This is a genomic window from Lactobacillus sp. UCMA15818 (assembly GCF_030400225.1).
GTDB lineage: Bacteria > Bacillota > Bacilli > Lactobacillales > Lactobacillaceae > Liquorilactobacillus.
Genome location: NZ_VJYB01000001.1, coordinates 535,780 through 562,054, shown reverse-complemented (window position 1 = coordinate 562,054; position 26,275 = coordinate 535,780). Strand labels below are relative to the sequence as shown.

24 protein-coding genes, 19 tRNA genes, 1 rRNA gene, 1 riboswitch and 1 other annotated feature are annotated in these 26,275 nt (G+C 36.7%); of the genes, 38 read left to right on the top strand and 6 right to left on the bottom strand.

The genetic code is table 11. From position 1 onward, the window contains the following. The first annotated feature begins 10 nt into the window (after positions 1-10). From rrf to FFX44_RS02835, 24 genes are all read left to right on the top strand, one after another. Positions 11-127: ribosomal RNA gene (gene rrf, locus FFX44_RS02950) — 5S ribosomal RNA — on the top strand. Positions 128-134: 7 nt separating this feature from the next. Then, positions 135-207: transfer RNA gene (locus FFX44_RS02945), tRNA-Val, on the top strand. Positions 208-211: 4 nt separating this feature from the next. Then, a tRNA-Lys gene (locus tag FFX44_RS02940) sits at positions 212-284 on the top strand. Between the two features lie 22 nt (positions 285-306). Continuing rightward, a tRNA-Leu gene (locus FFX44_RS02935) sits at positions 307-391 on the top strand. A 5-nt stretch (positions 392-396) separates the two neighbouring features. Further along, positions 397-469: transfer RNA gene (locus tag FFX44_RS02930), tRNA-Thr, on the top strand. A gap of 13 nt (positions 470-482) precedes the next feature. Beyond that, positions 483-554, top strand: a tRNA-Gly gene (locus tag FFX44_RS02925). 12 nt (positions 555-566) lie between these two features. Further along, positions 567-652, top strand: a tRNA-Leu gene (locus FFX44_RS02920). A 19-nt stretch (positions 653-671) separates the two neighbouring features. Further along, positions 672-745, top strand: a tRNA-Arg gene (locus FFX44_RS02915). Positions 746-750: 5 nt separating this feature from the next. Then, a tRNA-Pro gene (locus FFX44_RS02910) sits at positions 751-824 on the top strand. Positions 825-852: 28 nt separating this feature from the next. After that, positions 853-926: transfer RNA gene (locus FFX44_RS02905), tRNA-Met, on the top strand. Between the two features lie 20 nt (positions 927-946). Continuing rightward, positions 947-1,020: transfer RNA gene (locus FFX44_RS02900), tRNA-Ile, on the top strand. A 43-nt stretch (positions 1,021-1,063) separates the two neighbouring features. Continuing rightward, a tRNA-Ser gene (locus FFX44_RS02895) sits at positions 1,064-1,153 on the top strand. A 15-nt stretch (positions 1,154-1,168) separates the two neighbouring features. Continuing rightward, positions 1,169-1,242 (top strand) — tRNA-Met (locus FFX44_RS02890). Between the two features lie 2 nt (positions 1,243-1,244). Next, positions 1,245-1,318, top strand: a tRNA-Asp gene (locus FFX44_RS02885). 34 nt (positions 1,319-1,352) lie between these two features. After that, positions 1,353-1,425, top strand: a tRNA-Phe gene (locus tag FFX44_RS02880). Between the two features lie 10 nt (positions 1,426-1,435). Further along, positions 1,436-1,506: transfer RNA gene (locus FFX44_RS02875), tRNA-Gly, on the top strand. A 15-nt stretch (positions 1,507-1,521) separates the two neighbouring features. Further along, positions 1,522-1,609, top strand: a tRNA-Ser gene (locus FFX44_RS02870). A 6-nt stretch (positions 1,610-1,615) separates the two neighbouring features. Beyond that, positions 1,616-1,687 (top strand) — tRNA-Glu (locus tag FFX44_RS02865). A 9-nt stretch (positions 1,688-1,696) separates the two neighbouring features. Next, positions 1,697-1,770, top strand: a tRNA-Met gene (locus FFX44_RS02860). A 13-nt stretch (positions 1,771-1,783) separates the two neighbouring features. After that, positions 1,784-1,857: transfer RNA gene (locus FFX44_RS02855), tRNA-Asp, on the top strand. A 117-nt stretch (positions 1,858-1,974) separates the two neighbouring features. After that, positions 1,975-2,059, top strand: a riboswitch (SMK box riboswitch). Then, complete coding sequence (gene metK / locus FFX44_RS02850; RefSeq protein WP_289977687.1) at positions 2,057-3,247, top strand: methionine adenosyltransferase; 1,191 nt, start codon at positions 2,057-2,059, stop codon at positions 3,245-3,247. (Overlaps the previous riboswitch by 3 nt.) A gap of 50 nt (positions 3,248-3,297) precedes the next feature. Beyond that, positions 3,298-3,518, top strand: a binding site (T-box leader). Positions 3,519-3,583: 65 nt separating this feature from the next. Then, a complete protein-coding gene (gene leuS, locus FFX44_RS02845; RefSeq protein WP_289977686.1) occupies positions 3,584-5,998 on the top strand; it encodes a leucine--tRNA ligase in 2,415 nt (804 codons plus the stop codon). Positions 5,999-6,296: 298 nt separating this feature from the next. Next, entirely contained in the window at positions 6,297-7,973 is a 1,677-nt protein-coding gene (locus FFX44_RS02840) for a polysaccharide biosynthesis protein (protein WP_289977683.1), read from the top strand. 11 nt (positions 7,974-7,984) lie between these two features. Continuing rightward, the gene (locus FFX44_RS02835; RefSeq protein WP_289977680.1) at positions 7,985-8,707 is read left to right on the top strand and encodes a pseudouridine synthase; all 723 of its coding nucleotides are present in this window, start codon (positions 7,985-7,987) and stop codon (positions 8,705-8,707) included. Between the two features lie 116 nt (positions 8,708-8,823). Here FFX44_RS02835 and FFX44_RS02830 read toward each other — a convergent pair whose 3' ends face one another. After that, the gene (locus FFX44_RS02830; protein WP_289977678.1) at positions 8,824-9,669 is read right to left on the bottom strand and encodes an NAD(P)H-hydrate dehydratase; all 846 of its coding nucleotides are present in this window, start codon (positions 9,667-9,669) and stop codon (positions 8,824-8,826) included. 133 nt (positions 9,670-9,802) lie between these two features. On the opposite strand from FFX44_RS02830, the gene pepV reads away from it, so the two are divergent. The 3 genes from pepV (at position 9,803) to FFX44_RS02815 (ending at position 11,972) form a co-directional block, all read left to right on the top strand. Beyond that, positions 9,803-11,203 (top strand): dipeptidase PepV, encoded by a 1,401-nt coding sequence (pepV, locus tag FFX44_RS02825; RefSeq protein ID WP_289977677.1) that lies wholly within the window; start codon positions 9,803-9,805, stop codon positions 11,201-11,203. Positions 11,204-11,362: 159 nt separating this feature from the next. Next, positions 11,363-11,608 carry a hypothetical protein gene (locus tag FFX44_RS02820; RefSeq protein ID WP_289977676.1) on the top strand — a complete coding sequence of 82 codons (246 nt, stop codon included), beginning with the start codon at positions 11,363-11,365 and terminating at the stop codon, positions 11,606-11,608. Positions 11,609-11,690: 82 nt separating this feature from the next. Beyond that, complete coding sequence (locus FFX44_RS02815; RefSeq protein ID WP_289977673.1) at positions 11,691-11,972, top strand: hypothetical protein; 282 nt, start codon at positions 11,691-11,693, stop codon at positions 11,970-11,972. 16 nt (positions 11,973-11,988) lie between these two features. Here FFX44_RS02815 and FFX44_RS02810 read toward each other — a convergent pair whose 3' ends face one another. Further along, positions 11,989-12,438, bottom strand: coding sequence for a universal stress protein (locus FFX44_RS02810; RefSeq protein ID WP_289977670.1), 450 nt, complete (start codon positions 12,436-12,438; stop codon positions 11,989-11,991). Positions 12,439-12,669: 231 nt separating this feature from the next. On the opposite strand from FFX44_RS02810, the gene FFX44_RS02805 reads away from it, so the two are divergent. After that, positions 12,670-13,620, top strand: coding sequence for an alpha/beta hydrolase (locus FFX44_RS02805; RefSeq protein ID WP_289977732.1), 951 nt, complete (start codon positions 12,670-12,672; stop codon positions 13,618-13,620). Between the two features lie 181 nt (positions 13,621-13,801). Here the strand turns inward: FFX44_RS02805 and FFX44_RS02800 are convergent, their stop codons facing one another. From FFX44_RS02800 to FFX44_RS02790, 3 genes are all read right to left on the bottom strand, one after another. Continuing rightward, positions 13,802-14,692, bottom strand: a complete 891-nt coding sequence (locus tag FFX44_RS02800) for a peptidylprolyl isomerase PrsA (RefSeq protein ID WP_289977669.1) — start codon at positions 14,690-14,692, stop codon at positions 13,802-13,804. 149 nt (positions 14,693-14,841) lie between these two features. Further along, the gene (locus FFX44_RS02795) at positions 14,842-15,144 is read right to left on the bottom strand and encodes a hypothetical protein (protein WP_289977668.1); all 303 of its coding nucleotides are present in this window, start codon (positions 15,142-15,144) and stop codon (positions 14,842-14,844) included. A 3-nt stretch (positions 15,145-15,147) separates the two neighbouring features. Next, complete coding sequence (locus FFX44_RS02790; RefSeq protein WP_289977666.1) at positions 15,148-15,576, bottom strand: HIT family protein; 429 nt, start codon at positions 15,574-15,576, stop codon at positions 15,148-15,150. Positions 15,577-15,713: 137 nt separating this feature from the next. Here FFX44_RS02790 and FFX44_RS02785 point away from each other — a divergent pair, with 137 nt between their 5' ends. From FFX44_RS02785 to trmB, 4 genes are all read left to right on the top strand, one after another. After that, positions 15,714-16,454 carry an ABC transporter ATP-binding protein gene (locus FFX44_RS02785; RefSeq protein ID WP_289977665.1) on the top strand — a complete coding sequence of 247 codons (741 nt, stop codon included), beginning with the start codon at positions 15,714-15,716 and terminating at the stop codon, positions 16,452-16,454. Beyond that, complete coding sequence (locus FFX44_RS02780; protein ID WP_289977663.1) at positions 16,447-17,652, top strand: ABC transporter permease; 1,206 nt, start codon at positions 16,447-16,449, stop codon at positions 17,650-17,652. Before FFX44_RS02785 ends, FFX44_RS02780 begins: the two co-directional genes overlap by 8 nt. Positions 17,653-17,716: 64 nt before the next feature. After that, the gene (locus FFX44_RS02775) at positions 17,717-18,511 is read left to right on the top strand and encodes a phosphotransferase family protein (protein ID WP_289977661.1); all 795 of its coding nucleotides are present in this window, start codon (positions 17,717-17,719) and stop codon (positions 18,509-18,511) included. A gap of 349 nt (positions 18,512-18,860) precedes the next feature. Further along, complete coding sequence (gene trmB, locus FFX44_RS02770; RefSeq protein WP_289977658.1) at positions 18,861-19,508, top strand: tRNA (guanosine(46)-N7)-methyltransferase TrmB; 648 nt, start codon at positions 18,861-18,863, stop codon at positions 19,506-19,508. A gap of 40 nt (positions 19,509-19,548) precedes the next feature. Here the strand turns inward: trmB and FFX44_RS02765 are convergent, their stop codons facing one another. Next, positions 19,549-19,881 (bottom strand): hypothetical protein, encoded by a 333-nt coding sequence (locus FFX44_RS02765; protein ID WP_289977655.1) that lies wholly within the window; start codon positions 19,879-19,881, stop codon positions 19,549-19,551. 168 nt (positions 19,882-20,049) lie between these two features. Here FFX44_RS02765 and FFX44_RS02760 point away from each other — a divergent pair, with 168 nt between their 5' ends. From FFX44_RS02760 to FFX44_RS02735, 6 genes are all read left to right on the top strand, one after another. Then, the gene (locus FFX44_RS02760) at positions 20,050-20,370 is read left to right on the top strand and encodes a thioredoxin family protein (protein WP_289977653.1); all 321 of its coding nucleotides are present in this window, start codon (positions 20,050-20,052) and stop codon (positions 20,368-20,370) included. 62 nt (positions 20,371-20,432) lie between these two features. Beyond that, positions 20,433-21,044, top strand: coding sequence for a YtpR family tRNA-binding protein (ytpR, locus tag FFX44_RS02755; RefSeq protein WP_289977651.1), 612 nt, complete (start codon positions 20,433-20,435; stop codon positions 21,042-21,044). 157 nt (positions 21,045-21,201) lie between these two features. Then, on the top strand, positions 21,202-23,397 hold the full coding sequence (locus tag FFX44_RS02750; RefSeq protein ID WP_289977648.1) for a DNA translocase FtsK: 2,196 nt from the start codon (positions 21,202-21,204) through the stop codon (positions 23,395-23,397). Positions 23,398-23,472: 75 nt separating this feature from the next. Then, entirely contained in the window at positions 23,473-24,804 is a 1,332-nt protein-coding gene (gene murC / locus FFX44_RS02745; RefSeq protein WP_289977646.1) for a UDP-N-acetylmuramate--L-alanine ligase, read from the top strand. Between the two features lie 211 nt (positions 24,805-25,015). Further along, complete coding sequence (locus tag FFX44_RS02740; protein ID WP_289977644.1) at positions 25,016-25,501, top strand: MaoC/PaaZ C-terminal domain-containing protein; 486 nt, start codon at positions 25,016-25,018, stop codon at positions 25,499-25,501. After that, complete coding sequence (locus FFX44_RS02735; RefSeq protein ID WP_289977642.1) at positions 25,501-26,196, top strand: Bax inhibitor-1/YccA family protein; 696 nt, start codon at positions 25,501-25,503, stop codon at positions 26,194-26,196. The genes FFX44_RS02740 and FFX44_RS02735 overlap by 1 nt, the downstream gene beginning before the upstream one ends. The last annotated feature ends 79 nt before the right edge of the window (positions 26,197-26,275 follow it).

Sequence of the window (26,275 nt, the reverse complement as noted above, 5' to 3'; positions counted from 1 at the left end):
AGCAAAAGAGTGCGGTGATGATGGCAAGAAGGATACACCTGTTCCCATGTCGAACACAGAAGTTAAGCTTCTTCGCGCCGATAGTAGTTGGGGGATCGCCCCCTGCGAGGATAGGTCGTTGCCGTGCAAATTATGGAGGATTAGCTCAGTTGGGAGAGCGTCTGCCTTACAAGCAGAGGGTCACAGGTTCGAGCCCTGTATCCTCCATCTTGAGTCGTTAGCTCAGTCGGTAGAGCATCTGACTTTTAATCAGAGGGTCGACAGTTCGAGCCTGTCACGACTCATTTGTTTTTTATTATTATATTTGCGGGTGTGGCGGAATTGGCAGACGCACTAGATTTAGGTTCTAGCGTCGAAAGACGTGGGGGTTCAAATCCCTTCACCCGCACCATATTTGCCGACTTAGCTCAGTTGGTAGAGCATCTGATTTGTAATCAGAGGGTCGGGCGTTCGAATCGTCTAGTCGGCACCTATATTTTTATGCGGAAGTAGTTCAGTGGTAGAACATCACCTTGCCAAGGTGGGGGTCGCGGGTTCGAATCCCGTCTTCCGCTTGTTAGTTCTTTGCCGGGGTGGCGGAACTGGCAGACGCACAGGACTTAAAATCCTGCGGTAAGTGATTACCGTACCGGTTCGATTCCGGTCCTCGGCATTTATTATATTATTATGATGCACCCATAGCGCAATTGGATAGAGTGTCTGACTACGAATCAGAAGGTTGTAGGTTCGACTCCTACTGGGTGCATTAATCGGGAAGTAGCTCAGCTTGGTAGAGCACCTGGTTTGGGACCAGGGGGTCGCAGGTTCGAATCCTGTCTTCCCGATAAGGTAGATAGTTTTATTTATCTTAATCGCGGCGTAGCTCAGCTGGCTAGAGCGTCCGGTTCATACCCGGGAGGTCAGGGGTTCGATCCCCTTCACCGCGATATACAATGTTATAGAACTTGGACCTTTAGCTCAGTTGGTTAGAGCAGACGGCTCATAACCGTCCGGTCGTAGGTTCGAGTCCTACAAGGTCCATTGTGCTAAAGGTTTTGTATATTGGATTTTTAAGTTTCATTATGGAGGATTACCCAAGTCTGGCTGAAGGGAACGGTCTTGAAAACCGTCAGGTGGGTAAAACCACGCAAGAGTTCGAATCTCTTATCCTCCTTTTTAATTTTAATATCGCGGGATGGAGCAGTCTGGTAGCTCGTCGGGCTCATAACCCGAAGGTCGTAGGTTCAAATCCTGCTCCCGCAATTGGTCCTATAGTGTAGGGGTCTATCACGCCTGCCTGTCACGCAGGAGATCGTCGGTTCAAATCCGTCTAGGACCGTGGTACAATTAGAATTACTAAATAAATAGTTTATGGCTCGGTAGCTCAGTCGGTAGAGCAATGGATTGAAGCTCCATGTGTCGGCAGTTCGATTCTGTCCCGCGCCATAAGATTTATGCGGGTGTAGTTTAGTGGTAAAACCACAGCCTTCCAAGCTGTTGTCGCGAGTTCGATTCTCGTCACCCGCTTATTAATTTTTTCATGGAGAAGTACTCAAGTGGCTGAAGAGGCGCCCCTGCTAAGGGTGTAGGTCGCGAAAGCGGCGCGAGGGTTCAAATCCCTCCTTCTCCGTTTTTTGACCCGTTGGTCAAGTGGTTAAGACACCGCCCTTTCACGGCGGTATCATGGGTTCAAATCCCGTACGGGTCATTTTAATATCGCGGGATGGAGCAGTCTGGTAGCTCGTCGGGCTCATAACCCGAAGGTCGTAGGTTCAAATCCTGCTCCCGCAATTTTGTTTGTTATGGTCCTATGGTGTAGGGGTTTATCACGCCTGCCTGTCACGCAGGAGATCGTCGGTTCGAATCCGTCTAGGACCGTAGATAATGGTTTAAGTATAAGTAAAGTGAAGTCTTCCTTTTAAGGAGGATTTTTTATTTTTTTTGAGTAGCTATTGAAACAAAGCGGCCGCTAAATTAATAATTGTGATAAAATAGTATTGTTACAGCGTATTCCCGAGAGGATTCAGTAATGTGAAGCTGCCTTGTAACCAAAAAATATTGTAATGGGGGAATTATTGTGTCAGAAAGACATTTATTTACATCAGAATCAGTTTCAGAAGGGCATCCTGATAAGATAGCCGATCAGATAAGTGATGCGATCTTAGATGCTTTGTTAGAAAAAGATCCAAATTCACGTGTTGCTTGTGAAACAACAGTCACGACAGGATTAGTAGTTGTTGTAGGAGAGGTCTCAACAGATGCTTATATTGATATTCAGAAGGTTGTCCGTGGAACTATTAAGAAAATTGGATATACCGGTGGGAAATATGGCTTTGATGGTGACAATTGTGCGGTTATGACTGCGATAGACGAACAATCACCTGATATCGCACAAGGTGTTGATTCATCATTAGAAACACGAAATGGTGATGTTGATCCGCTAGATCAGATTGGTGCGGGTGACCAAGGTATGATGTTTGGGTATGCTATTGATGAAACGCCAGAGCTAATGCCGATTCCTATTGCATTAAGTCACCGATTAATGCGCAAAATTGCAGAAATTCGTAAAAACGGAACTTTAGATTACTTGGGGCCAGATGCGAAGGCACAAGTGACAGTGGAGTATGATGAAAAAAATACACCCGTGCGAGTTGACACAGTCGTCGTTTCAACACAACATTCTGAAGATGTAAACTTAAAAACAATTCGAGCAGATATAATTGAGAAAGTAATAAAGGCAGTTATTCCAGCTGAATTACTTGATGATGAAACAAAATATTTTGTTAATCCTACTGGCCGCTTTGTTATTGGTGGCCCCCAAGGTGATGCTGGTCTGACCGGCCGTAAGATTATTGTGGATACTTACGGTGGATATGCTCATCATGGTGGTGGTGCGTTTTCAGGTAAAGATGCTACCAAAGTTGACCGTTCTGCTAGTTATGCGGCACGATATATTGCAAAAAATATTGTAGCAGCTAAGATTGCTTCACAAGTTGAAGTTCAACTGGCATATGCTATTGGTGTTGCTCAACCAGTTTCGGTATCTGTGAATACTTATGGAACTTCAAAAGTAGAAGATAAGGTTCTTGTCAAAGCAATTAGAGAAATTTTTGACTTACGGCCTGCAGGTATTATTGAAATGCTGAATTTAAAACGTCCAATTTATGAACAGACGGCAGCATACGGTCACTTTGGTCGTACAGATATTGATTTGCCTTGGGAAAAAACAGATAAAGTAGACGAATTAAAAACTAAATTAAATATTTGACATAGATCTGTCTTGCTTTTTATTTTTTTTTTTGTTATATTTGACTAAATATAATTGTGTTGAAAAGGATTAGTAGTTATTTTTCTTGTTTAAGAGAGTGCGTGGGTGGTGTTAACGTATACTTGATAAATAATGAACTCGCCTTTGAGTTTCTTGTTGAATAGAATTTATTTTTTTGTAGGCAAGGACGGTATTTTCCGTTATGAAATTAAGTGTCGGCATTTTTAGTTGTCGGAAAATAGGTGGTACCGCGATTGCATTCGTCCTATACAGAACTCTGTTTGAGTTTGTATGGGGCTTTTTGTTTTAAAAAAATGAAGAAGGATGGTTTTCAAATTGACATATAATCATAAAGAAATTGAAAAAAAATGGCAACACTATTGGGAAGAACATAAGACCTTTAAGACAACAGAAGATGAATCTAAGCCTAATTATTATGCATTAGATATGTTTCCTTATCCTTCTGGACAGGGACTGCATGTAGGACATCCTGAAGGGTATACAGCAACAGATATCATTGCCAGAATGAAAAGAATGCAAGGATTTAATGTTCTTCATCCAATGGGATGGGATGCTTTTGGGCTGCCAGCAGAACAATATGCATTAAATACAGGACATTCACCAAAGGAATTCACAAAAGAAAATATTAATAATTTCAGAAGGCAAATCAAATCATTGGGTCTATCTTACGATTGGGAACGCGAAATTAATACTACAGATCCTTCATATTACAAATGGACACAATGGATTTTTGAAAAGCTGTATGAAAAAGGACTAGCTTATGAAGATGAAGTGGCTGTTAATTGGAGTCCCGATCTGGGAACAGTAGTCGCTAATGAAGAAGTAATTGATGGGAAGACTGAACGTGGAGGATTCCCAGTAATTCGTAAACCCATGAGACAGTGGGTCTTAAGAATCACAGCGTATGCTGACCGGTTGATTGAAGATTTAAACGATCTTGACTGGCCAGAAAATATTAAGGAGCAACAACGTAATTGGATTGGACGATCAATTGGAGCAAGTATCAAGTTTAAATTTGCAGGATTTACTGACAAGAAGATCGAAGTTTTCTCAACTAGACCAGATACCATTTTTGGTGCTTCTGCGATGGTGCTGGCTCCAGAATTAGAAATAGTCGAAGAAATAACGACACCAGAACAAAAAGATGCTGTTGATGCCTATATCGAAGAAATTGCTCATAAATCTGATTTAGAGAGAACTGATTTGGCAAAGGATAAAACAGGAGTCTTTACGGGTGCTTACGTAATTAACCCGGTAAATGGGGAAAAAATCCAGGTTTGGATTGCTGATTATGTTTTGGCTTCGTACGGAACAGGTGCGGTCATGGTTGTTCCAGCGCATGATGATCGTGATTATGAATTTGCTTCTAAATTCCAATTGCCGATTATACCTGTAATTGAAGGTGGAGATGTTTCAAAAGAAGTATATACAGGCGATGGAATCCATATAAATTCAGGCTTTTTAAATGGACTAGATAAGAAACAAGCTATTGCTAAAATTATTGAATGGTTGCGTGAAGAAAAAGTTGGAGATAAAAAGGTAAATTATCGCTTACGTGATTGGTTATTCTCACGGCAACGTTACTGGGGAGAACCAATTCCTGTTATTCATTGGGAAGACGGGGAAACAACGCTTGTTCCTGAGGATAAGCTACCTTTACGCTTACCTAAGGCTACTGATATTAAGCCATCAGGGACAGGGGAAAGCCCCTTAGCCAATTTGGATGAATGGATAAATGTGGTTGATAAGAATGGACGAAAGGGGAAGCGCGAAACAAATACTATGCCTCAATGGGCAGGAAGTTCATGGTATTTCTTGCGCTATATTGATCCACATAATCAAGGGAGAATTGCAGATCCTGTTAAATTAAAAAAATGGCTGCCGGTTGATCTATATGTGGGTGGTGCCGAACATGCTGTACTACACTTACTCTATGCACGCTTTTGGCATAAATTCTTGTATGATATTGGTGTAGTCCCGACAAAGGAACCGTTCCATAAGTTAATTAACCAAGGAATGATATTAGGTGATAACCATGAGAAAATGTCGAAGTCAAAAGGGAATGTTGTAAACCCTGATGATATTGTTACTGAGTATGGAGCAGATACCTTAAGACTTTATGAAATGTTCATGGGTCCATTAGATGCATCTATTGCTTGGAGTACAGAAGGGTTGAACGGTGCAAACAAGTTTATTAATAGAATTTGGCGATTGATTGTTGATGAAAATAGTCATTTAAGAGACCGTGTTACAACATTAAATGATGGTAATCTTGATTTTATTTATAACCAGACTGTAAAAAAAGTTACAGAAGATTATGCAGCTCTTCATTTTAATACTGCAATTTCACAATTAATGGTTTTTGTGAACGAAGCATATAAAGCTGAGGCACTTCCATTAAATTATGTTGAAGGCTTTGTCAAAATGATTTCACCAATCACACCACATATTGCAGAAGAATTGTGGACAAAGTTTGGACATGTTGGTTCAATCACATATGAGAAATGGCCAACGTTTGATGAGGATAAACTAGTTGAGGATACGGTTGAAGTTGTCTTACAAGTAAACGGTAAGGTTCGGCAGCATTTGAAAGTGTCAAAACAGATTTCAAAGGAAGATTTGAAAAAAATAGCATTGGACGATGAAAAAATAAAACAAGAAATTGCCGGAAAAGATATAATGCGAGTAATCGTGGTTCCTGGTAAATTAGTAAATATTGTTGTGAAGTAAATACTAGGATTAGGGGCTGGGTCAAAAGTTAAATTTTGACTCAGTTTTTTATTTATTCCAGATAAACGTGTTTCATAAGTCAAAACTCTGCGGCTAACTTCTAATTCCTCATAGCAAAATACTAATTATGTTTGTAATTTAGAGTTAATACTTAAATTTTCTCGACTTTCTAGTACACTCCTTTTTTATTGGAATATTTGAGTTAGTTGATATTTACTAAATTATTATAACCAACATTGCAACTCTATCAAAATCAGTATAAAATAACAGAGTGATTTAGGAAAAGGTAGGAAAATACATGGCAAATAGGTCACTTGATGAATCGGGGTATTCTAAGACCGAGAGTGAGAAAATTCTAAAGAAAAAAAATGAAACTGCAAAGGCAAAAATGTTACGTGGCTCTGCCTGGATGACAATGGGAAGTATTTTCTCTAGAATATTAGGAGCGCTTTATATCATTCCATGGTATGCATGGTTTGGGAAAGATAATTTGGCGGCCAATAACTTATATACTCAAGGATATACTGTGTATAGTGTTTTTTTAATGATCTCAATTGCAGGTATTCCATCTGCTGTCTCCAAGCAAATATCTAATTATAACGGGCAAAATGAATATGCTTTAGGCCAGCGGTTGTACAAGAAATTATTACTGATAATGTTGGGGCTGGGTATTATCTCTGCTATTGCAATGTGGTTTGTTGCCCCATTTTTGTCACAAAACGATAAGAATGTTATTCCAGTGTATCGTTCACTTGCAATTGCACTGACAATTATTCCAACAATGAGTTTAACTAGAGGATTTTTTCAAGGATATCAGGATATGTTTCCGTCTGCAATGTCGCAGTTAGTAGAACAAATTGCACGAATTATATATATGCTGGGGACCACCTTTATAATTATGAAAGTTATTCATGGAAAATATGTTTCCGGAGTTGTTCAATCAACATTTGCTGCTTTTATAGGTGCAATTGCTGGTTTACTGTTTCTAGCATGGTTTTATTTTAAGAAGAAAGATGAGTTTGCAACATTAGCTAGACAGAGTGCAAATAAATTGAATATTTCTGATACACAGGTCATTAAGACTTTATTGTTGGAGGCGATTCCTTTTGTTGTTATCAGTGTTTCAACCACTGTTTATAATCTAATTGATCAATTTACTTTTAAACAAGTGATGTTGCGCTTTACTGACTACAGAGTAACCGTGATTAATGATCTCTATACAATTTTTGCAGGTAATTCGAACAAGTTAATAATGATTATTATCTCATTGGCTTCTGCAATGTCTGCTACAGCAATTCCACTGCTTGCACAAGCATATTCAAAACACAAGAGAGAACAAACTGCGACTCAATTAGCTGATGCAATTGAACTATTCTTTTTTGTGATGTTGCCTTGTTCTTTAGGAATGGCCGCAGTTGCCAAACCCTTGTATATCATTTTTTATCAATATAATTTTACTGGGGTATATGTCTTAAGTTTCTCTGCATATGTTGCACTACCAATTGGTTTGTTTATGGTCTTAGCCTCGTTACTACAAGGTGTTTACCAGAATATGCAGGCAATTAAATTCTTCTTAATTGGATTAGTAATTAAGCTAGTATTGCAAGTTCCACTGATATTACTTTTTCATCCGTTTGGACCGCTGATGGCAACGGGAATAGGGATGACAGTTTCAAGTTGTCTGATGCTTAGATATTTTTATTACAATCTGCAAGTTAATCTAGGTAAAGTTATTGGAAGATTTAATCAATTACTGCTTTTCTCATTAATAGTGTTTGTTGTGGCATTAGGTGTAATTCAGCTAAGTGATCTTTTCTTGAATCTACAATACCGAATAACTGCCTTTGTAGTGTTAATTGTTGCTGTCTTAGCTGGTGGATTGACCTACGTATATTTATCATTGAAAACAAGGGTAGCTGATAAGATAGTAGGAAATCGGGCTGCTGTACTAAGATCAAAGTTGAGAATAAAGTGAGGAAGTAAAAGATGAGACTTGATAAATTTATTGCTGACTCGAAAGGATTGACACGTTCGCAGGCAAAAATACCTATCAAAGATGGTTTAGTTAGTGTAAACCAAAAGATTGTTAAGCAAACAAAACATCAAGTTGATTTGAATTTTGATGTTGTCCAATTAAACGGGATAACAGTAATATATCAAGAATATAGATATTATATGATGAATAAACCTAAGAATGTAGTTTCGGCGACTAGTGATGTTCTTGAGAAAACAGTTATAGATTTGATTGCAAAGGTAAATCAAAAAGGTTTGTTTCCAGTAGGAAGGTTAGATAAAGATACAACTGGGTTATTGTTTTTGACAAATGATGGTATGTTGGGGCACAAATTGTTAGCACCTAGAAAGCATGTCACTAAAGTTTATCGCGCTTTGATTGCTGGTGAGGTTACAGAGGAAATTGTTCAAACCTTTGCCAGTGGAATTACATTAAAAAATGGTGAAACGACAAAACCTGCGCTATTAAAAATTTTAGCTATTAATAGGCAGAAAAATGAAACGAAAATAGAAATAAGTATTGTTGAAGGTAAGTATCATCAAATTAAGCGGATGTTTGGAGCGGTTTCAATGAGGGTCCAAGAATTAAAAAGGGTTCAAATGGGTGGCTTAAAACTTGATGAAGGGCTTAAACTTGGGGAATATCGTGAATTGACACCTGATGAATTGAGTTGCTTAATTAGGAATATTAATTAATTTTGCTAAAATAAAGTGGGGGCTGGGTCAAAAGTTAAATTTTGATTCAGTCCCCATTTTCTTTCTTGTATAGTCCAAAACAAATTAGTCATGCAGTCCTTTACCGCTTTTATTTATTACGAGACAGCCCAACGTTTCATAAATGATTGAATTTCTGCAATAATATCGGTGGGCAAAACAACATATTTTGTTGTACTAATTTCATCAGCAATTGCGCTGTGAGCATAAAGCGCGGCATCAACAACATATTCATAATTTTTAAATTTGAATTGTGCAAGAAAACCTGCAATTATACCTGCAAGTGTATCACCCATACCACCAGTTGCCATATACGGTCCACCAATTGCCAGTTGTGAAATAGACCCATCTCTATGATAGATTGTTGTATGATATTTTTTTAGAACAACGGTAGCCTGTAATTGCTGCTGATACAGCGTATTTTTGATATCATCCTGCTCAGAAATCTTAATTCCACTTAAACGTTGCCACTCCATTTGATGTGGTGTAAGAATCGGATGCAATTCTTTAAGAAGGGGCAGAAATTCATGATGATCGGCAATCATTGTAATTGCAGACCCATCAATAATTAACTTTTGTTGAAGTGTCATATGTTGCAAGACAGTTTGTAAAATTTTCAGTGAATTTTCATTGGTTCCAAGACCAGGTCCAACAAGAATCACATCTGAATTTGTCAATGCATCAATTAGTTTGTATTCAGAATCGAAGGGAATGAACATTGCTTCTGGAACAATAGTGTGAAGTGCTGTTAAGTTATCAAGCGAAGTAGCACAAGTTGCCAGCCCAGCACCGCTGTGAATAATTGCTGAAGTTGCCATGATTATTGCACCACCAAATTGGCTGTTGCCGCCAACCGTTAACACACGACCATAATTACCTTTATGGCTTTTAACTGGTCTAGTAGTAATAATCTGATTTAAAATATTTTTACTAAGTACATGCATAACCCAATCCTCCTTGAAAAGAAAGTTCGTTCTTATTATACAGCAAATCTTTTTTTTGTTTGCAGTATTTAGTAATAATATCTGGATATCATGTGATAATATTATTGTATGACACGTATTAAGGAGGAGAAGCATGCAGATTGAATGGCAAAAAGAAATCAGTCAAAGAAAAGATGCATTATTAGCAGACTTAACCGAAATGCTAAAAATTGAGAGTGTGAGAAATGAGAAACTGGGGTCAAAAAATGCCCCCTTTGGTCCTGGGCCACGCGCAGCGCTAGACAAGTTTTTAGAAATTGGAAAACGTGATGGTTTTGCAGTACTTAATGTGGACGGAATTGCAGGACACCTTGAATATGGTACCGGTATTGAGACTATGGGAATTCTTGCTCATGTTGATGTGATGCCAGCTGGAAAAGGGTGGGATACTGACCCCTTTGAGCCCATAATTAAGGATGGAAAATTATTTGCACGAGGTTCTTCAGATGATAAGGGACCAGGGATGGCCGCGTATTATGGTTTGAAGCTTATCAAGGAATTAGGATTACCAACAAGTAAAAAAGTTCGCATGATTATTGGGACGGACGAAGAAAGCGGCTGGAGATGTATGACGCATTACTTTGAGAAAATGCCGCTTCCAGATTTCGGATTTTCGCCGGATGCTTTCTTTCCTTTGATTAATGGTGAGAAAGGAAATGTTAGCTTTAATGTTGATTTTCAAGGTGGAAATGGTGCAGGGGCAAAACTTTTGGATTTTTCTGCAGGGTTACGTGAAAATATGGTGCCACGTGATGCGATTGCACACATCAGTGGAATTGAACTAAAAGAAATTAAAGAATTACTTACTGAATTTGCGGACGATAAGCCAATTGAAGTTGAAGCGTTAGAACAAAATGAAAGAATTGAAATATCAGTTATTGGTAGGGCAGCACATGCCCAAGAACCAAAAAATGGTGAAAATGCGGGAACATATCTAGCACTATTTTTAAAACAGATCGAATTAGGATCAGGTGCTGAACAATTTATTGATTTTGCGGCTGACTATCTACATGAAGATTCACGAGTGGATAATTTTGGACTACATTTTTCTGATAAAACCATGGGTGATTTAACAATGAATGCTGGAATTTTTAATTTTGCAGCTGCGCAAGGTGGACGTGTGACGTTAAACTTTCGTTTTCCAAAAGGAATTGGTGCAAGTCAAATTGAAGAAGCACTGGCTAAAGTCGCGACAAAGGTGAACGCACAGGTTAACACGACTGGTAAATTACAAGAACCACATTATGTCTCAATTGAGGATCCATTAGTTAAGACTTTGTTGGGTGTTTATGAACGTCAGACAGGTAATAAGGGTTACGGAATGGTTGTTGGCGGTGGTACTTACGGGCGCTTAATGAAACGAGGAGTTGCATTTGGTGCAATGTTCCCAGGAACGCCAGACACAATGCATCAGGCAAATGAGTATATGCTGATTGAGGATATATTAAAAGCAGCTGCAATATACGCCGAAGCAATTTATGAATTAATAAAATAAAAGTTTTTTTGAATTAGCTTTTACTGGTAAGTGTAGAATCTTGAATTTTTTGATAAAAAGTAAAGGATGCAACCAGTAGTGAGGGTTTTAATATTTGGTTGACCTTTGAATTACCAATAAATAAGGGGTAGACTTAAGTTATACAAAGGGGGATTTGGTATGCAAAAAGAATTTATGCATGAAATTGAAGCGAATGTTTTAGATGAAGATAATACAACGAAGACCTTTTCTGTACCTAGCAAGAGAGAGAATTTAGTAATTAGAGTGGATAAGGAAGTCATTTCTAAGTTGGAAAATGATTCAAAGTTTGAAAGAATGTTAAAGAATTTGCTTAAAATGAGTTCGAAAAATACAAAAAAAGAGATAATAAACATAACCAAACGTAATTATCGAATTTTTCTTTAATAATTATGTATGTCCTATGATTTTTATCCTATAGTGGCTATGATTAATTAAGTCAAATTGTAGTTTCAAAAGGAGGATATTAATGTTTTTGACAACGGGAGAAATAAATCGTGCATATATGGTTGTAGGGATTGTTAATGCGACAGTAAAAAGAACCTTAACACCAGATGAGATTGATGATGTTGATAATTTTGACGATTTATATGAAAAAGTTAAGACAAAATTGATTGAACATACGGTCGCTAGAGATGGTGATGGGATCATTGCTGTACATTTTAACCCAGAAATAGTCAGTGTAGGTATCGGTCCCAAATATATGGTTTTACACGGCTATGGAACAGCAATTAGTTTTCCAAAAAAATGATTTGAGCAAGTCGGTATTAATGAATTGTTAAAATATCGCAGCTTGCATATTTACTCACATAGGTATAGACAGAGCCAGTCAGGACTCTATGAAGATGATTGAACTGCGGCTGTCCAAGAACGATTAGATCATTGCGGTATTCTTCAAGAAAACTGTCACAAATTATTTTTCGTGGATCCCCAAAGCGAATATGCGAGTGAATTTGGTACATGGACGAACCTTCATCCAAAAATTTTTGGATGAGATTCGCCATTTTTTTTTCATAAATTTCTGCTAAATCTTTTCTTTGCTGCGGTGACATTTCAGGTTGAAAATTACCAAAAGCAAGCAATGTATCGTCAATGACATAGAGAATATCAAGTTGAATATTATGGACTCGTGCATAGCTGACAGTTCCATTGAGTGCATTTATTGAGTTATTACTCCATGAAATAGGACATAAAATTCGTTGATAATTGTTAGACATAAAAGTACACTTCCTCTTACTATTATATTGAACATTCAATCTGAAGATAAGCATATCATATTTGTAAGAGCATATCTCTATCTTAAAAGATATGGTTACAAATAGTTAAATAGAAAGTTTGATATAACGGGGTTGAATCAGAATTAAATTTAAAAAGTAGACTAAATAATAAAGTTTGTGCTAGCCTAAGCATGTACAATAATGAATTTTTTAGGAGATGAGACTGTGGCTATGAAGAAAGTGTTACTTACAACTTTAGCGGCATCGGCTGCATATTTGAAGTATCAGAGTGTAAAACAAAAGCGTAGTATGCAAAGCTTAGTGGTCGAACAGGGACTAAGAAGTTTTTTGCGGGGACCAGATCCCAGAAGAGCTTTGGACTTTGAGAAGTTTAATCATATTAATTCTGAGGTATATAGTATTCCCAGAAAAGTTCATGATCAGCTTGATTTTAAATGGCTTGATATTGGAATGCAAGTTTTGAAGAGAGATAGTATTGTAAAACCGGAAAAGAAAATTATTTTTTATTTGCATGGCGGAGCATACTGGTATCAACCATTCGCTCTACAATATCATTTTATAGCCAAGTTGGCTGATCGGGTAGGAGCGAGTGTTGTTATGCCAATATATCCCAAAGCACCCGCATACGATGTTAATGCTGCTTTGTCTATGGTTATGAAAAGTTACCAAGAATTACTTGCTATTAGTGGTGTTGCAGCAGAAAATGTTATATTGCTTGGTGATTCTGCGGGGGGCGGCCTAGCTGTGTCATTGGTAGAACAATTAAGGAATGCACAGATTGATCTTCCAAGCCAGGTTATCCTGCTTTCACCATGGTTGGATATTTCCTTGGAAAATGCAAAAATTGCAAAGATTGCAAAGAAAGATCCGATTTTAAAGTTAGAAGAATTACGATTTGAAGGAAAATATTATGCTGGGAGCGAAAGCTTAAAAAGTCCACTTGTTAGTCCTATTTACGGTGATTTAGCAGATTTACCGCCAATAACCATTTTTGGTGGTACAAATGATATTTTGTATCCGGATATGGAGCTTTTTACAGAAAAGGCACAGCAAAGTGTAAAGTTAATCACATACGAAGGCATGTTCCATGTATTTCCAATCTTCCCATTACCAGAGTCTAAAAGAGCATTTGAACAAATTGTGGATATTATTGGATTTTAAAATGAGGCGGAAGAATTTGAGTATTAGCCCGAAATTATAGACATAGCGAGTAATTAGTAATTTGTTATGAGTAATTCGAAGTTAGACTTATGAAACACTTTTATTAGTAATAAATAGAGGACTTAAGCCAAAATGTAAATTTTGATTTAAGTCCTCTATTTGTATTAAACTATTTTGTTGTCTAGTTGCTTGAACTTGATGAGCTTGAACTACTTGATAAGTAACTTGAAAGAATATCCTTTAAATCGCTATCCTTAATTGAAACATTTCCTTTTTTAAGAACTTTACCAATAACTTTTTGGAGAAGTGTCGAATCATTCATATCGCTATCAATAATTTGTGTCTTAAGTTCACTAATATGTGAACTCATCTTACCCTTAGCAGGTTTCTTAATTGACTTGATAACATGATAACCATAGCTTGTCTTAACCGGTGTTGTTGTGTATTCACCTTGTTTCAGAGCGAAAGCAGCTTTTTTAAAGGCAGAAGCTAGGGAAGTATCAGTGTTATTAAACGCAGATAATTTTCCACCCTTATTTTTGGTAGCAGTATCGGTTGAATATTGCTTAGCAAGTTTCGTAAAGTTTCCACCTGCCTGTAATTTCTGGATAACTTCTTCAGCAGTGGCTTTCTTAGCTACTAAGATATGAGCGACTGTCGTTTCTGTTTCATAACTCTTCCACTGGGTCTTTAATTGTTTTTGAGTAATAGTTGTATTATCTTTTACTGCTTCACGAAGCAATAAATTTGAACGCAGTTGCTTTTTGAAAGTAGCTTTGGTCAAGCTATTTTGTGAAAGCACTGAAGAAAATGAAGAGCCGTATTGATTTGCATACGTATTGTATTGCGCATTGACTTGTTTGGTTGAAACCTTGCTACCATATTGTTTTTCAAGAACCTTGTCAAGAATCATCTGTTGTAAAATTTGTTTACCTGATGATGTTTTTTTCATACTGTCATAATATGCACTTTCAGTAATTTTACCGCCGGAAGTGGTTGCAACTGTCTTAGAACAAGCAACCAAGCTGACAGTCATAAGAATACCTGCTAGTGCAAGAAACCATTTTTTCATTATAAAATACACATCCATTCGTTTATTTTGCTTGTATTAAGATACAAATCAACGTTACTAACTATAACACAATAGTTAATGATGTTGAAAGAAAAGATAAAATTTACAAAAAAATTCATCATTTATTCAATTTGTTTTATAAGTAGCTACTATTTCATATTTTTTGCTTGAATTTGCGAAATGTTATCAAGATTATTCTGAATTTTGAATTGATATTCAGAAACGAGAGTAGATATTTCATCGATTGTTTGCTGTGAGCTAGGTAGCTCATTAGTAAGCTTTTCAACATTTTCCATCAGTTTAATATATGCTTTTTTTACGTTATTGGCTGATTCAGATAATTCTTTTGCTTTTTCATTACCAGAAAGAGTAGTTTTTTTCCGAGATAAGTATGCGATTGCTGAGATAATTCCAAGTGCTCCTAAAGATATTAGAACTCTTTTTCCGCTCATGGGTTAATCCTCCATGTTCTTATGAATAAGATTGGCAATTTCCTGCAGTTTGGCTGAAGAATATTCTCCAGAATTATCTTTAAAAGTCATTGCAAATGAATCGGTAGCAGCAAATCTCGGGATGAAATGAAAGTGTGAGTGGAAAACTGATTGATATGCAATTGCTCCATTATTGTTCACAATATTAAGGCCTGAGATTTTTGGATTGCTTTTTTTAATGGCACGTGCAATCATGGGTATTTTTGTTAAAACTTTTTGAGCTAGAGATTCATCATACTCGAAAATATTAGTAACATGTTTTTTTGGTATTAATAGAGTGTGACCTGGTGTAGTTTGCGAAATATCTAAAAATACTTTAATATCATCGTCTTCATATACAGAAATACTTGGAATTGTACCAGCAATAATCTTACAAAAAATGCAATCGTTCATTTAAAAGAACCTTCTTTCAACTTATATTTATTTTAGTATATAATAACACACACCGATGAAGGAAACTTTAACATGATTTGCTGTTCGATGTTTATGTTATAATTTTCAATAATTGAAGTGAAAGGAATTACAAATCTATGACTTTAAAAATAAATAGACTCGTGGGCGGATATTCGCGGATACCAGTGTTAAAAGATATTTCATTTGCAGTTAATTCGGGTCAATTAGTCGGATTAATAGGGTTGAATGGTGCTGGTAAGTCAACGACAATTAATCATATTATTGGATTGCTTGAGCCACAAAAGGGCAGCATCACAATTGATAACGTTGAGTTAAAAGATGATTCCAAAGTATATAAAGGAAAGCTGGCCTATATGCCAGAAATGCCGGTTTTATATCAGGAGCTGACTTTAAAGGAACATTTAGAATTGACTATTATGGCTTACAATTTAGAGCCAACGCATACTTGGAAAAGGGCAACCGAACTTCTAAAAGTTTTTCGTCTAGATAATAAATTGGATTGGTTTCCAGCAAATTTTTCAAAAGGAATGCGGCAAAAGGTTATGATTGTGTGTGCTTTTATGACAGAAGCACAAGTTTATGTAATTGATGAACCGTTTTTAGGACTAGATCCGTTGGCAACCCGAGATTTATTGAACTTGGTCGATGCTGAGAAAAAAAGGGGTGCGGCTATTTTAATGTCTACACATGTACTCAGCACGGCACAAGAATATTGCGATTATTTTGTCTTGCTTCACCAAGGTAAGATTAGAGCTCAAGGTAATCTTGCAGAACTAAGAGGAATCTTCAACGACAATAAGGCATCATTGACGGATATTTATCTTGGAATGACGCAGGATGGAAATGCCAATGAATGAAATATGGAATAGAAGATTAAAAAAATATCAAGGCATGCTATTGCGTTATGCAAAATATGTTTTTAATGATCACTTTGTCTTAGCATTACTATTTTTTGCTGGAGGGGTGGGACTTTCATACTCGAATTTTGTAAAAGGTTTACCCGAAAGGCCTTTTTGGTGGGAGCAGCCCACGCTCATCATAATTCTTTTCTTGATAATACATATTGGTAAACTAGTAAGTTTGCTGGAGGAGGCAGACAAGGTCTTTCTTTTACCCAAAGATTATCAAATGAAAGATTATTTTAAGCTGGTTTTAAAACATTCGACGCTCGTATCTTGTGTGATACAGGTAATATTCTTGATAATATTAGCTCCATTTATTATACGTGGTTTACAGTGGAATCTTACGATGTGGGGTATTTTGCTAGTCGTACAATGTTTGTTGAAGGTAAGTTATTTACTTTTTTTGGCAGCAAGGGTCTATAACACTGCTTTAAAGAAATTCTCACAGCAATGCTATTTTCAGTTAACCTTGATAGCTATCTTAGCAATTGGACTGTATCTAAATCTTGTACTCAGTTTGATTTTGTCACTGGGTTTGGTAGTAATAATTAAGCATTCCTTTGACAAGTCAGCACAGCAGTACATTTTCAAATGGAATGAGACAATTAAGTCTGAAAAAGAACGAGTGATGACCTTATATCGCTTTATAAATATGTTTACGGATGTTCCACAAATAGTTGGACAAACTAAGCGACATAAAATCTTTGACTTTCTGTTGCACGGTACATCTAAAAATGTTTATCTTTTCCTGTATAGTAGGAGCTTCATTAGGCAGAGTGGTTTTAGTGGACTCTTCTTACGCCTATTATTTCTAGCAAGTATCATTGTTTTTTTCTCGCCGAATTATCTATTTAGTTTGTTTATAATTTGTATCTGTCTCTATCTGATAGGAGTGCAATTATTTGGCCTATATTTCATTTTCGAAGATAATGTTTTCACCCATATTTATCCAATTGATGAAAATCAAAAAAAATCTGCTTTCAAGAAGTTATTGGGCAAAGTCTTGCTGCTTGCATGGTTAATATTGAATATTATTGCAGTAGCAACACCTCTTTTTGAGGTAAAGTATTTGCTGATTTCGGCTGTTTCTTTAGGTGAAATATATTTGATAACAGGTAGTTTTTTGAGGAGCTATATCAAAAAAAATACTTGACACTTGTGGTATGAATTTGTATCCTTGTTTAAGGATTATGGACTTGTAGAGGAGACTTGCCAATATGGATTTCAGATTGGATGATGGTTGGCAGATTCATCCGCTTGGGGGTAATACTGGAACTGCCTATATGGGTGTTAAAGAGCAGGAAAAGTTATTTATAAAGAGAAATACTTCACCTTTTCTTGCTGCATTATCGTTGGAAGAAATCACACCAAGATTGGTATGGACGAAGCACATTTCAACGGGTGATACGCTTACCGCACAAGAATGGCTAAATGGCAGATGTCTTTCTAAAGAGGAAATGGGACAGGAAAATGTTGCAAGACTGTTGAGCAGAGTTCATCGGTCTAAAATTCTTAGAAAGATGTTGTGTCAGGTAGGTGGAAGGTATGTTTTTCCTGAAGAAATACTCAGTAACTATTTTCGAGGATTGAGTTTAGAATTAAGAGCTCATCCCTTGCTTAAAAGAGTTGCAAACCAATTGCGGACACATCAGCCAAAGCTAGATCATAGAGAATTTAAGGTTTCACATGGCGATTTGAATCATAAGAATTGGTTATTGTCGGATAGAGACAGATTATATTTGGTTGATTGGGAATCGGCAAGATTAGCAGACAGTGCACTGGATATTAGCATGTTAATGTGTCAATATGTCCCACGCGCGGAGTGGAAACAATGGTTAGCCGAGAAGTATGAAATTTCAATCACGGCAGGGTTGAAACAAAGAATTAGTTGGTACTACATGGTTAATTTGCTTCTTTCTGTAAAGGATGAGCATCAGCGTGGTCGTTTTTTTGAAATGAACCGAGACATATTGAAGTTAGCAGCCTTTTTTGAAAATCAAGATTTTATTTAAATCGAAAAAGCATAATTAGATGGTGAACATGTTGAGCAAAAATGTGTCTCGTAAGTCGATAGAATTTAAGTATTAATGATGAACTTAAATGGTAGATTTTGACTTATGTTACACATTTAGATGGAATCAATAATGGGACTGGATCAAAATTTAACTTTTGACCCAGTTTCTCTATTTATTTCGTATAAACGTGTTTCATAAGTCAAAATTCTCCGTCTAACTTCGAATTACTCACAGCAAAGTGCCTGCTATGTTCATAATTTCGAGTTAGTACTCAAATTTTCCCGACTTATAGCACACCCCCTTTGTTTGAGCGGATGATTCTGGCCAAGTTGAAAGGAATGAAAAAATGCGTTTAAGAAACAAGCCATGGGCAAAGCCGCTGATTGATAGCAACCTTGAGTTGATTGTAACTAAACCAGCTGAATATCGCGGTAAGTGGGAAACAAGATTTGAAAAAAAAGCACCATTATTCGTTGAGATAGGGATGGGTAAGGGTGGCTTCATAATGGAGTTGGCAAGCAGACATCCTGAAAATAATTATATTGGAATTGAGATTCAGACGACGATTGCTGCGATTGTTCTGCGTAAACAAATAGAAGCAAAGTTACAAAATCTGCAATTGATTTGTGCTAATGGCAGTGGTTTAAGTGAATATTTTGAGGAAAATGAAGTAGATGGAATCTACTTGAATTTTTCTGATCCGTGGCCTAAAACCAGACAAGAGAAAAGAAGATTGACTTACAAATTGTTCTTAAAGCAGTATCAGTATGTGTTGAATGGCAAAGGCAGTTTGGAGTTTAAGACTGATAACCGCGGATTGTTTGAATATTCATTAACCAGTCTGAATAATTATGGAATGAGATTTAATCAAGTCTTTTTAGACTTGCACAAAGACGATGAAGCAATGATTGAGAATGTAATGACTGAATATGAAGACAAATTCAGTAAAAAAGGACAACCAATTTACAAGATTTCCGCAAGCTTTAAAAGTTAACAAAAATCCTCTGGCTGTCCTGAGTTGCAAAAGACACAGTTTACAAATCAATTCTATTCAGGTTAAGCACACTTCCAGTTTTAGCATCAGCTTGGAATTCATAACGAACGATTTGATTATCTTCGAGTCGTGAAATTCCTCCTTGATAGATATCTGTACTTAAGGCAAATTTCCGAATTCTTTCAGGTCTAACAGATATCCAAGAATCTTGAACAGGAGTTTCGTTTTGAAACGAGTTTTTGATGTTGTTTAAAATCTGTTGGGGAGTGAGTCGTTCCTGCTTCTTAAGAACGTTGCTAGCCTGGATGCCGCCAATAAAACCAGTTAGCACACCAAGCGTCAGTGGGAGAAACTTATTAAAAGTATTTGTCATAGCTAGACTCCTTACCAAATTTCTTATGATATGTAATTATAGCACCAATTTAGAATGTTTAAACTTAATTGCTTAATAAAATTAAAACAAATCACTTTTTTTTGCGAATAAATAGTCTATAATGATGTTATCTAAAGAATATTAAGATAAGTTGAGGAGGAATGGAAAATGGAACAATTTGGAAAAATGAATTTGGAAACATTAAAGAAAAAACTCGAAAAGGGTTCATATGTCCTATTTTTTTCTGCCGACTGGTGTTCAGACTGTAATTTTATCAAGCCGGCTCTTCCCGCAATCGAATCAGAATATCCAAATTACAAATTTATTCATATTGATCGCGATGAAAATATTGACCTTTGCCAAGAATTGATGATCATGGGGATTCCAAGCTTTGTCGTTTACAAGAATGGTGAAGAAAGCGCACGATTTGTTAATAAGGATCGTAAAACAAAAGAAGAAATTGAAACATTTTTAAATGAGGTCGCATAATTTTAAATGATAATGGGACTGTGAACTTATGCAGTTCTTTTTTTGTGTAAAGGAGAAAAGGGATGCTAATCGCTAGTTATAACAAGGCACAGCTAGGGGATATTCTTGTAGTAATGCTACACGAGGATGGACCAAGTCAGGTAACAAAGAAAAAAGATACAATTGTAGAAATAAGTGATTCAAGTGATGGAACTGTATTAGGTTATAATTTTTTTGGAGTAGGGGAGGAACTTGGACTAACTGCGACTGGTCAAATCAAGCTTGATGACGAACAAGTCAAAATATTGAATGCTAAACTCCGTGAGGCTGGATTTGAAACTATTCTTGAAATTGATGAAATACCAAAATTCGTAGTTGGATTGGTTGAAGAAATGATCGAACACCCAGATTCAGATCACTTGCATATTACAAAAATCAATCTTGGCAATGAAATATTGCAAATTGTTTGCGGGGCACCAAATATTATGCAAGGACAGTTAGTGGTTGTTGCTAAGGTTGGTGCAATGATGCCAAATGGTGAAATCATTTGGCCCGGAAAACTTCGCGGGATTGAGAGTAACGGAATGGTTTGTTCAGCTCGTGAATTGCATTTGCCGAATGCACCGCAAAAACGCGGAATTTTAGTCCTTTCACTAGACAACTTCCATCAAGGCCAACCATTCTTGATTAGTTAATTTTTTGCTGATTGAAATAAATGTATGGTAATATGCTCTCATGGGCAGATTGGCACTTTGAAGAATTAATATAGTGATAGCTGTCCTTTAGCTCGTGTGAACTGAAGACAGCTATTTTTTTAGAATAAAGTATTGTAAAAGGTAAGGAAGAATACTAATGCAACATTATGATGGACCAGCTTTTTATAGAAAACAAAATAAAAAAATCAAGCAAAATATGAATGATAAACTGCCGAAACCTGCAGATAAACCAAATATAAAAAAGGGCCAGACGTTTCATCCCTCATATGTTCCACCTTCTTTTGCTGGTTGGGAATATTCTGCCCAAAAAAGAAAACAAAAATATCAAAAATTATTTGAATGCTTACGAAAACAAGCAACTGATTATTTGCTATTTGCCGAAATTACAGATATTGAGAAGAGTAAAATAAAAATAATAACAGAAAATGTCTCTAATGTATCGAGACAAAAAAGTGAAACAAGCAAAACTACTGCATTTAGCGAACAGGTTGCAGATGATGGTAGGCAAACAGTTGTTGTCGAGACAAACGATGACATTAAGAATGGTATAGGTAATAGACAGCAGGTAGATAAGTCAGTTCACGTAAAAGGTGAGGAGATTCGTGAGAATAATGCTCAACCTAATTTAGATGGAACTATTTCAGTCCATGAAGAAAATGAGTTGAAAAAAACTGTAGCTGCTGAAATAAAATTAGAACAAGATAGTCAAAGCGATGTAAATGATAAGCAAAAATTGCAAAGCTACAATGATAAACCTGATATCAATAAGATGGCAGAAAAACTTGAACCAAGTGATGAATCGGGTACAGATGCAAAAAAAGATATTTTGGGAGATTCTGTGGTAAATACTTTGAAAGATCCGGTAGTAAATCTCAAAAAAGAGCCACAAAGTATAGTGGCTGTTAATGGATATAAACTTCCAGACATTAATTTACTTCCAAAACCGGTTCAAGTAAACGAGGATGTTCAAGATGAATGGGTATTGGAACGAATTGATACTCTCAATGAAACCTTGGAGGCTTTTCATGTCGCTGCAACAGTTAGCGATTGGACGATTGGACCTGCAGTGACACAATTTGAGCTAACACTTGGAAGAGGTGTTAAGGTCAATAAAATCACTAATCTAATTGATGACTTGAAGTTAGCATTGGCAGCTAAAGATATCCGGATTGAGGCACCTATTCCTGGGCGAAGCAGTGTGGGAATTGAAATTCCGAATCTAAAGGCAAGACCAGTGATGTTATCAGAAGTTTTAAATTCAACTGTCTTTGCAAGCAAGGCCTCACCGTTGACTGTAGCATTGGGAGTTAACCTTTTTGGAGAACCAATTGTGACTGATTTAAGGAAAATGCCTCACGGATTAGTGGCTGGGGCAACTGGTTCTGGAAAATCTGTTTTTATAAACAGTATATTGATTTCTTTGTTGTATAAGGCTACACCTCAACAAGTAAAGCTATTGTTAATTGATCCTAAAGCTGTTGAAATGGCACCTTACCATGATATTCCACACCTTTTAGCGCCAGTTGTTTCTGATCCAGCTGCTGCATCAGCGACATTAAAATGGGTCGTTAAAGAGATGGAGGAAAGATATCAGAAACTAGCTGCTGCGGGTGTTAAAAATATTGAAGGATTCAATGAGAAAGTAATGGAGCATAAGGACTACGGGCTGCAGATGGCTTACATTGTGATCATTATCGATGAATTGGCCGATTTAATGATGGTTGCCTCATCAGAGGTGCAAGACTGTATTGCTAGAATCACACAAAAGGCTCGAGCAGCGGGAATTCATCTGTTGATCGCAACGCAACGACCAAGTGTTGATGTGATAACAGGAACAATTAAGAATAATATTCCTACAAGGGTTGCCTTCATGGTTTCTAGTCAAATTGATTCAAGGACGATCATTGATACAGCTGGTGCAGAGCGTCTTCTTGGAAGAGGTGATATGTTATACCTTGGCAATGGAGCAAGCCAGCCGATGAGATTACAGGGAACATTTGTACAAAATGAAGTGGAACAAATTACGGATTTTGTACGTACTCAGGGGCATCCACAATATGCTTTTGATCCAGATGGATTAAAAAAACAAATTATTCAAAATAAACAAGAAGATGAGCTTTTGCCTGAGGTTCTAGATTGTCTTGTGAACGAGGACAGTATTTCGACATCAAAGTTGCAGCGAATATTTGCAATTGGTTATAATAGGGCTGCTAATATTATTGATACATTGGAAGAACGCAGATACATCTCTCCGGCGAAAGGATCCAAGCCAAGGGAAGTCTACCTAACCCAAGCGAGATTAGATAAGGTTAGAGAAAATGTTGATTATTGAAAAGAAATCCCATCAATTTTGTGGTAAACTAAGACGGTAATTTTATTTAATTAAAGAAAAGAGAGGACAATAATTATGGATACAAAAACCACCTATTATTTTGTAGGGATCAAGGGAACTGGAATGAGTTCATTGGCCTTGCTTTTACATGATAAAGGATTAAAAGTTATTGGTTCTGATATTGAGAAATATACTTTTACACAACGAGGATTAGAGTTAGCGGGAATAAAAATATTACCCTTTGATGAAAAGAATATTCAAGCAGGTTTGACGATTATTCAAGGCAATGCATTTGGTGATGATCATCCTGAAATAAAAAAAGCCAAAGAAATTGGTCTTGAAATTATTACATATCCCGATTTTCTAGAGAAAATCGTAGAAAATACGACAAGTATTGGAATTGCAGGGGCACATGGAAAGACGAGTACTACAGGATTATTGGCTCATGTTTTGGGCGGAGTTTCACCGACAAGTTATTTGATAGGAGACGGTTCTGGTAAAGGTGTACCTGACGCACGTTTCTTTGTTTTTGAAGCTGATGAATATCGCCGTCATTTTGTTGCATACCATCCAGATTATGTGGTTATGACCAATGTGGATTTTGATCATCCTGATTATTTCACAGGAATTGAGGATGTCTTTGATGCTTTTGAAACTTTAGCGAAGCAGACGAAAAAGGGAATTTTTGCTTGGGGAGAAGATAAATACTTAAGAAATTTAGATGCAGATGTTCCAGTTCATTATTATGGAACTTCTACAGACAATGAGTTCAGGGCAACCAATATTAAGCGAGCAACAACTGGTTCAACTTTTGATGTATATCATTACGATGAGTATCTGGGAACTTATGAGATTCCAATTTTCGGTGAGCATAATGTACTAAACAGTTTAGCTGTGATTGCAGTCTCATATTTTGAAAAAGTTTCTCAAGCTGAAGTCAAGCGTGAATTATTGACTTATCAAGGTGTCAAGAGACGCTTTACTGAGAAATATGTTGCAGATATGACGATTATTGATGATTATGCACATCATCCTTCTGAGATTAAAGCAACAATTGATGCTGCACGTCAGAAATATCCAAGTAAGAAAATTATTGCAGTTTTCCAGCCGCACACATTTAGTCGAACGATTGCTTTGATGGATGATTTTGCAACTAGCTTGAATCTTGCAGATAAAGTATACTTAACAGATATCTTCAGTTCCATTCGCGAACACGGAGGAAATGTTTCAAGTAACGATTTAGGTGATAGAATTACAAAAGGTGGAGAAGTATTGAAAGTTGATAATATGTCTCCGTTGCTTGATTTTCATGATGCCGTTGTAGTATTTATGGGTGCTGGCGATATTCAAAAGTATGAGTACGCTTACGAAAAACTATTGAGTAGCTTAAGTCTTAAGAATAATTAAAGACTTGAGCAATTGTAGAAAGTAGCTGAAGCAATAATTAAATTTTGTTTTAGCTCTGTTCAGTGAACTCAGATAAGTGGTTCCATAAACTAAAACTTGAATACGAACTTATGTCATACTTTCTATTTTTTTATTTTCATGTCAGATGGATTGAGGCAAATCAAAGTATATGCTAGAATACATTTAAGACTACATGGAGGTGTCGATATTAATGTCAGAAGATACTCATAGGCAAGGGAAAACGATTGATGATTTAAACGAAGGAGATTCGTTGACAGTTAATGAAAGTGTTGCGGATCGCGATATTTTGTTGTATTTAGGGATGACTAATGACAATAATCCGCTGTATATTCAAGATGAGTATGCGAAAAATATGGGATATAAAGCAGCAATAGTTCCCCCCGTTTTGTTGACGGGAATTATTACGAGGTCAGTATCAAAGCTGCTTCCGGGTCCTGGGAGTCAGGTAGTCAATTTGTCAGTCAATTTTATTTTGCCGGTGTATCATGAAGAAGATGTGACCTTTACTTTTGAGGTCATAAAGGTAGATGACATGAAGGAAGTAGTCACATTATCCGTAACAGGCGTTAATGATGAAAATTGTCGGATTGTCGATGCAGTCGTGATGGTTAGACCGCCAATTAAGGCAGCATTAATGAGTAACGATGAGAATGAAAGTGCAGAGGTGAGTGTTTAATGGAGAATGAAAGAAAATTAGTAAGTAATACTGGGGTTAATGGGTTTCTAACAAAAATGTATGGTTTTATGGCAGGTGCCGTTGCAATTTCTGCAGTGGTAGCATATCTAGTTTCAAACGTTTTTTACAATGAAGTTGCTACTTATATGTCTGGTCATCCCTTCATGATGTTTATCTTGTTTGGATTACAATTGCTAATCGCCGTGGGAATGTCTTTTAAAGCTGATAGATCACCCGTTGTTTCTGGCTTAGGACTTGTTGCCTTTGCGACAATCCAGGGAGTATTTTTTGGCATAATAGTTTCACTGTATGCGGCAAGCGATGTTACAATGGCTTTCGTGGGAGCCGCAGCGGTATTTGTTTCAATGGCTGTGATGGGAACAACTACCAAGAAAGATTTGTCGAGAATTGGGACGCATGCTTTGGCGGCTTTAATTGCCTTAGTTATTGTTTCGGTTGTTAATATGTTTTTACAAAGTACAATGATTACATTTGTCTTTTCATTTGCTGGTGTAATTATCTTTACAGCCTTAACAGCGTGGGATGCTCAGAAATTCAGAACATTATATCTGCAGACAAGGGGTCAAGTTTCTGGAACTGGTTTGGCATTAATGGGTGCATTACAGCTCTACCTAGATTTTGTTAACCTCTTTATCAGCCTTTTGAATATTTTCACAGGATTTAATAATAAATAAGTTAATAGTTTTTTAAGAACTTCGTTAGGAGAAGAATCCTAGCGAGGTTTTTTTGTAGAATGCAGTCGTTGATTTCTAT